Annotated in this window: 12 protein-coding genes; 2 read left to right on the top strand and 10 right to left on the bottom strand. The window is 70.1% G+C overall.

Annotated elements, in window-relative coordinates:
- The 3 genes from ACIBEI_RS30545 to ACIBEI_RS30535 form a co-directional block, all read right to left on the bottom strand.
- Positions 1-1898 (bottom strand): chromosome segregation SMC family protein (locus ACIBEI_RS30545; RefSeq protein ID WP_398893435.1); only part of this gene is annotated, 1898 nt, incomplete at its 3' end.
- A 202-nt stretch (positions 1899-2100) separates the two neighbouring features.
- A complete protein-coding gene (locus ACIBEI_RS30540) occupies positions 2101-2304 on the bottom strand; it encodes a hypothetical protein (RefSeq protein WP_028802434.1) in 204 nt (67 codons plus the stop codon).
- A gap of 393 nt (positions 2305-2697) precedes the next feature.
- Positions 2698-2979, bottom strand: a complete 282-nt coding sequence (locus ACIBEI_RS30535) for an acylphosphatase (RefSeq protein ID WP_398893434.1) — start codon at positions 2977-2979, stop codon at positions 2698-2700.
- 130 nt (positions 2980-3109) lie between these two features.
- On the opposite strand from ACIBEI_RS30535, the gene ACIBEI_RS30530 reads away from it, so the two are divergent.
- Together ACIBEI_RS30530 and ACIBEI_RS30525 are read left to right on the top strand one after the other, a co-directional pair.
- Entirely contained in the window at positions 3110-4243 is a 1134-nt protein-coding gene (locus ACIBEI_RS30530) for a CAP domain-containing protein (RefSeq protein ID WP_398893433.1), read from the top strand.
- Positions 4244-4400: 157 nt separating this feature from the next.
- The gene (locus ACIBEI_RS30525; protein ID WP_398893432.1) at positions 4401-4790 is read left to right on the top strand and encodes a winged helix-turn-helix transcriptional regulator; all 390 of its coding nucleotides are present in this window, start codon (positions 4401-4403) and stop codon (positions 4788-4790) included.
- Here the strand turns inward: ACIBEI_RS30525 and mutM are convergent.
- From mutM to rsmD, 7 genes are all read right to left on the bottom strand, one after another.
- Entirely contained in the window at positions 4763-5623 is an 861-nt protein-coding gene (gene mutM, locus ACIBEI_RS30520) for a bifunctional DNA-formamidopyrimidine glycosylase/DNA-(apurinic or apyrimidinic site) lyase (protein ID WP_398893431.1), read from the bottom strand. The genes ACIBEI_RS30525 and mutM overlap by 28 nt on opposite strands.
- A 150-nt stretch (positions 5624-5773) precedes the next feature.
- On the bottom strand, positions 5774-6724 hold the full coding sequence (gene rnc, locus ACIBEI_RS30515; RefSeq protein ID WP_398893430.1) for a ribonuclease III: 951 nt from the start codon (positions 6722-6724) through the stop codon (positions 5774-5776).
- Positions 6725-6743: 19 nt separating this feature from the next.
- Positions 6744-6917: a 50S ribosomal protein L32 gene (gene rpmF, locus ACIBEI_RS30510; protein ID WP_028802425.1), complete on the bottom strand. Its 174-nt coding sequence runs from the start codon at positions 6915-6917 to the stop codon at positions 6744-6746.
- A gap of 2 nt (positions 6918-6919) precedes the next feature.
- Positions 6920-7573 (bottom strand): YceD family protein, encoded by a 654-nt coding sequence (locus ACIBEI_RS30505; RefSeq protein WP_398893429.1) that lies wholly within the window; start codon positions 7571-7573, stop codon positions 6920-6922.
- Positions 7574-7701: 128 nt separating this feature from the next.
- Complete coding sequence (locus ACIBEI_RS30500; RefSeq protein WP_398893428.1) at positions 7702-8796, bottom strand: cell division initiation protein; 1095 nt, start codon at positions 8794-8796, stop codon at positions 7702-7704.
- A 110-nt stretch (positions 8797-8906) separates the two neighbouring features.
- Positions 8907-9386: a pantetheine-phosphate adenylyltransferase gene (coaD, locus tag ACIBEI_RS30495; RefSeq protein ID WP_055616180.1), complete on the bottom strand. Its 480-nt coding sequence runs from the start codon at positions 9384-9386 to the stop codon at positions 8907-8909.
- A gap of 26 nt (positions 9387-9412) precedes the next feature.
- On the bottom strand, positions 9413-10135 hold the full coding sequence (gene rsmD, locus ACIBEI_RS30490; RefSeq protein WP_398893493.1) for a 16S rRNA (guanine(966)-N(2))-methyltransferase RsmD: 723 nt from the start codon (positions 10133-10135) through the stop codon (positions 9413-9415).
- Positions 10136-10162 lie beyond the last annotated feature (27 nt).

The following is a 10162-nucleotide window of genomic DNA, read 5'->3' as shown; positions in this document are numbered from 1 at the left end:
GTCTGCCGGTCCGCGCCGGACTGCCGGTCCGCGCCGGACTGCCGGTCCGCGCCGGACTGCCGGTCCGCGCCGGACTGCCGGTCCGCGCCGGACTGCCCAGACGGCCCGAACGACCCGGACGGCCCGCCGGTTACGTCGCCGGTGTTGCCGAAAGCTCCCCCGGCCGAGGCGGCATCCGGCGCCCCCGCCAGCAACAGCGCCGCCCGTCCCCCGTCCTGCTTGCGCAGCAGGCGGATGGCGTCCGCCGCCGCGGACGGGCTGGTCACCGCGATGGCGTCCGCCGCCGCGCCGAAGGCGGCCGCGACCGGGACCTCGTGGCCGGGTGTGACGGAGAGCAGTTCCGCCGCCGGACCCAGCAGACCCGTCAGCCGGTCCTTCGCCACGAGCAGCGCCCCCGTGCCGTCCTTCCGGCGAAGCCCCAGCGACAGCGCCTCGTGACGGGCCTGCGTGGCGGCGCGCTTGCGTTCGGCCGCGGTGGCCGCCTCGCGGGCCTCGGTCAGGGCGGACTCGGCGTCGGAGAGGGCGCGCTTGGCCCCCTCGTGCCGCTCGGCGAGTTCCTCGTCGCCCGCGTCCAGGCCGTCGACCTCGGCCTTGAGCTGCTCGTACTCCTCCTGGGCGGCGACGGCCCGCTCCTGCGCCTCGTCGCGGGCGGAGGCGAGCCGGTCGATCTCCGCCTGGGCGGAGGCTGCGCGCGAACGGGCCGCGTTGACCTGCCCGTTCAACCGGGCCAGACCTTCGCGGCGGTCCGCGATGGCGCGGGCCACGTCCTTCAGGCGCCGCTCCTCCACCGCCAGTTCCCGCTCGAGGTCGGCCCGGTGGGAGACGGTGTCCTCCAGGGCCCGCTCGGCCGCCTCCAGGGCCGCTTCGAGCTCGGCCTCCTGCTCACGGATCCGGGCGGCCTCGCGTTCCATGTCCTCGGGGTCGCGCCCGCGCCGCTCCTCCGGCGGCTGCGCGGTCGCGCTCTTGACCCGCGCGTCCGCCAGCGAGACCGTGCCGCGCACCCGCTCGGCCAGCTGCGACAGCTCGTACCAGGTCTGCTGGGCTCGCTGCAGGCGCGGGGTGAGCCGCCGTACCTCGTCCTCCAGCATCGCCTCGCGCTGGAGCGCCTTCTTCAGATCGGCCTCGGCCGCCTCCTTGCGCTCCTTGAGCGCGGCCTCGTCGGCGACCTCGGCCTGGAGCGCCCCCCGGAGCCGTACGAGATCGTCGGCGAGCAGCCGGAGACGGGCGTCGCGGAGGTCGGCCTGGATCACGGCGGCCCGGCGGGCGACGGCGGCCTGCCGGCCCAGCGGCTTCAACTGGCGCCGGAGTTCGTCGGTGAGGTCCTGCACGCGCGCGAGGTTGGCCTGCATCGCGTCCAGCTTCCGCAGCGCCTTCTCCTTGCGCTTGCGGTGCTTGAGAACGCCCGCGGCCTCCTCGATGAAGGCGCGGCGGCCCATCGGATCGGCGTGCAGGACGGAGTCGAGCTGGCCCTGTCCGACGATGACGTGCATCTCGCGGCCGATGCCGGAGTCGGAGAGGAGTTCCTGGATGTCGAGGAGGCGACACGTGTCGCCGTTGATCTGGTACTCGCTGCCGCCGTTGCGGAACATGATCCGCGTGATGGTGACCTCGGCGTACTCGATGGGCAGCGCGCCGTCGGAGTTGTCGATGGTCAGGGACACCTCGGCGCGGCCGAGCGGGGGCCTCCCCGTGGTGCCGGCGAAGATGACGTCCTCCATCTTGCCGCCACGCAGGGACTTGGCGCCCTGCTCGCCCATGACCCAGCTGAGGGCGTCCACGACATTGGACTTGCCCGAGCCGTTGGGGCCCACGACACAGGTGATGCCCGGCTCGAACCGCAGCGTGGTCGCCGAGGCGAACGATTTGAACCCGCGCAGGGTCAGGGCCTTGAGGTGCACGCAGCCGGACTCTACCTTCCGGGTGGGTATCACTCCATGAACGCGCGGTTTCACCCTTGAACGTGCAGGGCACACCAAACGTTAAAGACAGTGAAAGAGTGCGCGGGGGCAAGAAAGAAGGGACGCCGAAGCGTCCCTTGCAACTCTGTCAGCGGCTGACACGGGCAGCCTGTTCACTGGTGGCGACGATGCGATTCAGTGATCAGGTGAGCGCAGGCTCCGCCTGGGGTACGTCGATGCTTTCGAGAAGCGAGTCGTGAGAAGCGGCAGCCGCGAGCGCGTCGTTCTCGGCCTGGATCCGTACGAGCTCGGATTCCAGGTCCTGGACGCGCTGCTGGAGCCGTCGCATCTCGGCAATGAGTCGCGGGTCGGAACCGCCGACGTAACCGAGAAGCGCCTTTGCCATGATGGATGGTCCTCCACACTGAGTGACCGACCGAAGCGGTGTGGGTCGTGAGGGAATCGCACCCGCGATGCTTGGCACTGACGAGTTTTTGCTGCCGCTCTTACATGCCAAACAGCTAAGGTGCGCGGGGACTTTCAGCGTCTCACCAAAAAGTTTGACGGTCAACACGATCACGCCCCGTATTGGGGGCCAACCCGGGGCGCGCGGCTTCAGAACGGGCGGCGCGGCCACTGTTTCGGGGCCCTGGGGGCGTAGAGATCATCCTTACTCGCGGAGCCTGCCACGACAAGCGATTCTTGGCAACCACCAGGCGCTTTCCGCCTGTGGCAGGTGCCCGGCGCACGCCCCGCGCCCGTTGCCAGGGGTGTTGCAACCGGTGGAGCGGAGTGGATCTCACCGGATGGCGAAGCCGTCGTAGCCGCCGCGGGGCGTGTCCCAAATCTCAGTGACTCCGTCGACGCGGCCCGGCGTGTCGTCCCCCTGGAGCCAGTCGAGGAGTCGCTGGCATTCGGCCCGAGGGCCTTCGGAGACCACCTGGACCCGTCCGTCCCCCAAATTGAGAGCAAAACCACTCAGGTCGCCGATCTCCAGCGCCTTGGCCCGTGTGTACCAGCGGAAACCCACACCTTGGACCCGTCCGCGTACCCACGCGACCAGCCTTACATCCTCGCTCATGGCTGCACGCTAACCGGCCAAATGCTCTCGGAGCACTTCCTCCCCTTGCGCCATGGGGTACCGTCCCGACCCAATGAGCCTCACTCGTTCGGGTGAGGAACGTTGACCGAAGGATGAGGAAGGCCAGGAGATGGGACGCCACCGACGCTCCGCCGCCGGCCGCGCCGCCACAGGCCGCGCCACCGGGGTCACACAAACGTACGATACATACGCGGGCGGTTACGCGGCGGCAGACTCGGGTGATTACGCGGGTGAGGGCGACTACGCGGCCGCGGGTGACCACCTGACCGCCGGGGACTACCTGAACGGCAGCCCCTATGCGACCGCGGGCATGTACGACTCGCCGGGCGGCATCCACGAGACCGGCGACCTCTACTCGAAGAGCGACACCTACCTCTTCGCCGCGGATCCCGCCACCCACGCCACGACCGGCTATGCCCCGGACGGCGGTGCCGGCCGCGGCCACCGCCGCCGCAAGAAGAACGTGACGCCCGTACGCACCGGTCTGCTCGGTGTCTCGGCAGCCGTCGCCATGGGCGCCGTCGCGGTCGCCTCCGGACTGATCCCGGGCAGCGACAGCCTCTCGATAGGCGGCGGCAACGCGGACAAGGTCCGCGCCCAGGACTCGCCGAGCGACGTGCAGACCCAGGGCGGCACGGACGGCACCACGGACGACCGCGAGGACTCGGGCACCAGCCGTGACCTGGAGCGCTCCGCGTCTCCGACGGTCTCGCCGACGAAGGCCCCGGAGAAGACCGAGACGAAGACCCCCTCCGCGAAGCCGTCGACGAAGGCTCCGGTCAAGGAGAAGCCGAAGACCGAGCCGACCACGAAGGCGCCGGAGAAGAAGGCACCCGAGACGGCTCCGTCGAAGGCGGTGTCCACCGCGTCCAAGGCCGAGGCCGAGGTGTTGTCGCTGGTCAACGAGGAGCGGGCGAAGGCCGGCTGCAGCCCGGTGACCGCTTCCAGCACGCTGGCGGCGCTGGCCGAGTCCTTCAGCGAGGACATGGCAGCGCGGGGCTTCTTCGACCACACGGACCCGAGCGGGGCCTCCCCCTGGGACCGCGCCGAGAAGCTCGGCATCTCGAACCTCGGCGGCGAGAACATCGCCCGCGGCCAGGCCGACGCCGCCGCGGTGATGGAGGCCTGGATGAACAGCCCCGGCCACCGCGCGAACATCCTGAACTGCGACTTCAAGACCCTGGGCGTCGGCGCGCACTTCGCGTCGGGCGGCCCTTGGTGGACGCAGGACTTCGGCTACTGAGCGCTCCGCGGGGAGCGCCGTTCCAGACCTGCGGGCCGTCTGTGGCTGATCGCGCAGTTCCCCGCGCCCCTACGGGGCACGAGTAATCGAAGAGGGGGCGCTAGCGAAAAGTTAGCGCCCCCTCTTCGGTTTGCGCTGCGGCGAGTATTCTGGGCGCATGGACCTCACGGAGCGACCGGACCTCGAGTTCGACGTCTTCTCCAAGGTGTGCCCGTCCCGGGGCACTCTGGAGCACGTCACGGGGCGCTGGGGCGCGCTCACGCTGGGGGCGCTGTACGAGGGCTCGTTCCGTTTCAACGAACTGCGCCGGCGCGTGGACGGCGTCAGCGAGAAGATGCTGTCCCAGACCCTGCACGCGCTGGAGCGCGACGGCCTGGTGCACCGCGAGGCCCAACCGACGAATCCCCCGCGGGTGGACTACGAGCTGACGCCCCTGGGCCGCGAGGTCGCCGAGCGACTGCTGTCCCTCATCCACTTCGTGCAGGGGCACATGGACGACGTACTGGGAGCGCGCGAGCGTTACGACACGGCGCGCGGCGGCCGCTGACAGCGCGGGCAGAAGTAGCTGGACCGGTTCATCCAGGGCCTGCGCCGCATCACGGTGCCGCACCGCCGGCACGGCTCGCCCTCCCTGCCGTACGCGTCGAGCGAGCGGTCGAAGTAGCCCGACTCCCCGTTCACGTTGACGTAGAGGCTGTCGAAGCTGGTGCCGCCGACGGCGAGGGCGGCGTTCATCACATCCCGTACATGGCCCAGGAGTTCGGCCGTGCGCGGGCGCGTGAACCCGGTGGTGGGACGCTCGTAGTGCAACCGCGCACGCCAAAGCGCCTCGTCCGCATAGATGTTGCCGACGCCGCTGATCAACGACTGGTCCAGCAGGGCGCGTTTGACGGTCGTACGCCGACGCCGCAGCGCCTCGTGGAACGCGTCGTCGTCGAACAGCGGGTCCAGCGGGTCGCGCGCGATGTGCGCGATGACGTCGGGCAGCCCGTCGGGGGACGTCTCGTGCAACGACAGCCCACCGAAGGTCCGTTGGTCGACGAAGCGGAGTTCGGTGTGGAGGGCGTCCTCGAACCGGACACGGATGCGCAGATGCTTCTCGTCGGCCGCGTCCTGCGGCTGGACGAGGAGCTGTCCGCTCATTCCGAGGTGCGCGAGAACGGCGCTCGGGGAGTCCGCGAGCGGCAGCCAGAGGTACTTGCCGCGACGCTGCGCCAGTCCGATCCGGTGGCCCTTGAGCCGGGCCCCGAAGTCCTCACCACCCGCGATGTGCCGGCGCACCGCACGCGGATGCAGCACCTGGACGTCGGCGACGATCCGTCCGCTGACCCAGCGTTCGAGGCCCCGTCGTACGACCTCGACCTCGGGCAGTTCGGGCACGGCTTCTCCTCCGGATGCGTGGGCCGATGACTCGGGCGCCCCCGACTCGGGCCGCGCGCCCGCAGCGTACCGCCGGCGCCGCCGAACACGATCGCCCGCCCCCTCGAACGGGGGACGGGCGATCGGTCACAGCGCTGAACCGCGGCTCGGTCAGGCGGAGGCGGTGTCGGATGCCGCCGTCGAGGGAGCCTCGACAGCTTCCCCGGCCGCCGTGGCCTCCTTGGTGGCTGCGGCCTCCTTGGTGGCTGCGGCCTTCTCGGCTGCCGCGGAAGCTTCGGCTGCCGCGACGGCCTCGGCCTTCACGGAGGCCTTGGCCGCTGCGGACGCCTCGGCCTCCGCCGCGGCCTTCGCCACCTTCGCGCGTTCGTCCGCGGCGGAGCGGATCGCACGCCACGCGGATTCCGCGGCCTGCTGCTCCGCCTCCTTCTTGCTGCGGCCGGTGCCGGTGCCGTACGAGACGCCTCCGACGCGGGCAGCAGCAGTGAAGGTCTTCTCGTGATCCGGGCCGGTCTCGGTGACCAGGTACTCGGGCACGCCGAGCCCCTCGGTCGCCGTGAGCTCCTGGAGACTGGTCTTCCAGTCCAGGCCCGCTCCCAGATTCGAGGATTTCTCGATCAGCGGGTCGAAGAGGCGGTGGACGAGTTCGCCCGCCGCGTCGAGACCCTGGTCGAGATAGACAGCGCCGATCACCGCTTCAAGGGTGTCGGCGAGGATGGACGCCTTGTCCCGGCCGCCCGTGCCCTCTTCGCCCCGGCCGAGCCGGATGAAGGAGCCGAGTTCGAGCCCGCGGCCCACCTCCGCCAGCGCACGCGAATTGACCACCGCGGCCCGCAGCTTGGCCAGTTGGCCTTCTGGGAGGTCGGGGTGGGTGGTGTACAGCGTGTCCGTGACCACGAGGCCGAGCACGGAGTCCCCGAGGAACTCCAGCCGCTCGTTGGTGGGCAGACCGCCGTTCTCGTACGCGTACGAACGGTGGGTCAGTGCACGCACCAGAAGGGCGGACTCGAGCTTGTAGCCGAGCCGCCCTTCCAGAAGCGTGTGGGACGAGGCTGTGTTGTCCGCCTTTTTCTTGGCGTTTGAGTCCGCCTGGGCGTCAGACATCAGACCTCTCACCAGCCGCTCAGACCTCGAGGACCTGGCGCTTGTTGTAGGTGCCGCAAGCAGGGCAGGCGATGTGCTGCTGCTTGGGCTCGTGGCAGCGCTCGCACGCAACCAGGGTGGGGACCGCAGCCTTCCACTGCGACCGGCGGTGGCGCGTGTTGCTGCGCGACATCTTCCGCTTCGGAACAGCCACGGCTACTTCTCCTGCTTCTCGTTGGCGCGCGCCGATCGAGGCGCTTCGCCACTCATCTCGTCCTTCTCGCCATCTTCGAGTGAACCGGCGAGTCCCTGCAGTGCCGCCCAACGGATGTCGACGGCGTCGTGGTGGTGGTCCGGGTCGTCCGCGAGCCGGGCTCCGCACTGGGAGCACAGGCCGGGGCAGTCGTCCTGGCACACCGGCTGCATCGGCAGTGCGAGCACCACCGCATCACGCAGCACGGGTTCGAGGTCGAACAGGCCGTCCTCGATGAAGAGCGTGTCCTCGTCGTCCTCGGCGTCGTCGGCCGGCTCCGCTTTCACACGGCCCCGGTCGTCGGCGTCAGGGTACGAGAACATCTCCTGGAAATCCGCTTCGAGCTGCTGCTCGACCGGCTCCAGACACCTTACGCACTCCCCCTTGGCCAGTGCACGGGCGGTGCCTGTGACAAGCACACCTTCCATGACCGACTCCAGGCGGAGTTCGAGCTTCACCGGGGCGCCTTCCGGCACTCCGATGACTCCCTGGATACCGAAATCCTTGGGAGCGTCGATCTCACGGGTCAGGCGCTGCAGCGCGCCAGGCCGCCGCCCCAGCTCGTGTGTGTCGAACACGAGAGGGTTGCGGTGGTCGAGGCGGGCGTTCAGGGCCATTCCTGCTTTCGATCTTGAAACTCTGTGGGTCGCCACCCTTCGGTGCTTCCCGGGCAGCGTTGATCGCGGACGTACACGCGACCGAAGAACCAGGGTACTGGACCTTTCGCTCTCGGCCCAATCCGGCGTCAGCGCCCCTGTTCGTAGGCCCTCAGCTGCTCCGCGCTGATCATGGTGGTGTCGAAGAGACTGGTCTCGTCGAGGGCGTTGGCCTGTGCCTGCTGCGGCTGGGGAGCCTGCGGGGCCTGGCCGTACCCCTGCTGCAGGTTCGGGTCGTATGCGGCCTGCTGGTCGTAGCCCTGCTGCTGCGGATAGGCGGCGTAGGGATCGGCGGTCTGCTGCTGGTAGCCGTATCCGTCCTGCTGCGCGTACTGCTGCTGGTACCCGTACGGATCGGCGGTCTGCTGCTGATAGGCGTACGCGTCCTGCTGCGCGTACTGCTGCTGGGCCGGGACCGCCGCCGGGGCCTGGGGCGCGGCGGCCGGCTGGGCGGGCCGCTCGGAGAGGTCCGAGAGGCCGTCCAGGTACTCGGCGTCGGTCGTGTGCTGCGCGTTGCCGTCCTCGGCGAAGCCGCCCAGGTCGCCGAGGTCGTCGCTGGCGATCCGGCCGTGCAGCTTCTGGCGGCCTCGGCCGACGGCGTCCAGGGTCTTGGCGAGCACGGCCTCGAAGGCGCCGAGCTTGACGTCGACGTACGCGTCGGCGTTGCGGCGCAGGGTCTCCGGGTCGTGGCTGCGCTCGGGGGCGTCCTCGTCCTCGTAGCCCTGCTCGTCGGTGCCGGGGCCCGTGCCGAGGAGCTTCTCGCGGCCGCGGCCGACGGAGCCGAGGGTCTTGGTGAGGACGACCTCGAAGTTGGCGAGCTTGGAGTCGACGTACTCGTCGGCCTCGGCGCGGACGTCCTCGGCCTCCTTGCGGGCCTCGGAGAGGATGCGGTCCGCCTCGTTCTGCGAGCGGCGGGCGACCTCGGTGTCGGAGATCAGGCTGCCGCGCTCGGCGTGCGCGGACTCGATGATCCGCTCGGCCTCCAGGCGGGCCTGCTCGACCATCTGCTCGCGGCCGCCGATCAGCTCCTGGGCCTGGGCGAGGGAGCCGGGCAGCGCCTGGCGCACCTCTTCGAGCAGGGAGAGGAGCTCGGCGCGGTTGACCACGCACGAGGCCGACATGGGCATGGAACGGGCGCTGCCGACCGCCGAGACGATCTCATCGAGCTTCTTCTGCACGTCCACCGTGTGCTCGCCACTCTCTACAGCTGTGATGGAGACGGACGCATCGACTGTACGACCACTCCCGCCCCTCCCGACACCGGGTGACGCACTGTCAGATTTCCGGGGCTCCGTCAGTCCTTCTTCAGGCGCTCCCTGAGGGCTTCCAGGACCACCGGCGGAACCAGGTGGGCCACGTCGCCGCCCCAGGTCGCGACCTCCTTGACCAGCGAGGAGGACAGGAAGCTGTAGGTGGGGTTGGTCGGGACGAAGAGGGTCTCGACGCCGGAGAGGCCGTTGTTCATCTGGGCCATCTGCAGCTCGTAGTCGAAGTCGCTGACCGCGCGCAGGCCCTTGACGATGGCCGGGATGTCGCGTTCCTTGCAGAAGTCGACGAGGAGGCCGTGGAAGGACTCCACCTCGACGTTGCCGAACTCGGCGGTGACCTGGCGGATCAGGTCGATCCGCTCCTCGATCTCGAACAGGCCCCTCTTGGACTGGTTGATCATCACCGCGACGTGCACGACGTCGTACAGCTTGGAGGCTCGGGCGATGATGTCGAGATGTCCGTTGGTAATCGGGTCGAACGACCCGGGACAGACGGCGCGGCGCACTTGAGATCCCTCGCTCTCCGGTCCGGTCATCGTGCGTCTTCGCACGTAGAGGCGGCGCGACCGTACCAAAACGTTCCCTCGCCGTAGCGACGGGACCTCAATGCCTCGAAGCCGTCGGGCCACCGGAATTCGCCGCCTCTAGTACTGCGTTCAACGGTGACGAGCGCTTCGCCCGCGAGCCAGCCCCCGGAGCGGAGTGTGAGCAGGATCTCGCGAAGATCGTCGTCCGTGACGGCGTACGGCGGATCGAGAAAGACGAGGTCGTACGGTGCCGCCGGCGCCGCCGTGCGGATGATCTGTTCCGCTTTGCCGGGCCTGACCTCGGCGCCGGGGAGGCCCAGCGCCTTCACGTTCTCCCGGATGATGCGGGCCGCGCGGGCGTCGGCCTCCACGAGGAGGGTGTGGCCGGCGCCGCGGCTCAGCGCCTCCAGGCCGACGGCGCCGGAGCCGGCGTACAGGTCGAGGACGCGGTCGCCTTCCAGGGGGCCGCCGAGCAGGGACTGCCAGGTGGAGAAGAGTCCCTCGCGGGCCCGGTCGGACGTGGGCCTTGTGCCGGTGCCCGGGGGGACGGCCAGGCGGCGGCCGCCTGCGGTGCCGGCGATCACGCGGGTCATCTCGGGTCCTTGCGGGAGGGGGCGGTCACGGGCCCCAGTCTGGCAGGCGGGGGCGGCGGGTGCGTTTTCTGGGCTGCGGGGGTGGGGGGTTCGCGTTGGGGGGCGGCCGCGGGTCCGTTGTGGCTGGTCGCACAGTTCCCCGCGCCCCTTTGGGGCGCCCCC

The organism is Streptomyces sp. NPDC050988, assembly GCF_044456225.1.
Lineage (GTDB): Bacteria > Actinomycetota > Actinomycetes > Streptomycetales > Streptomycetaceae > Streptomyces.
Note: the sequence above shows the minus strand (reverse complement) of the source record. Positions and strands in the feature narration are given on the sequence as shown.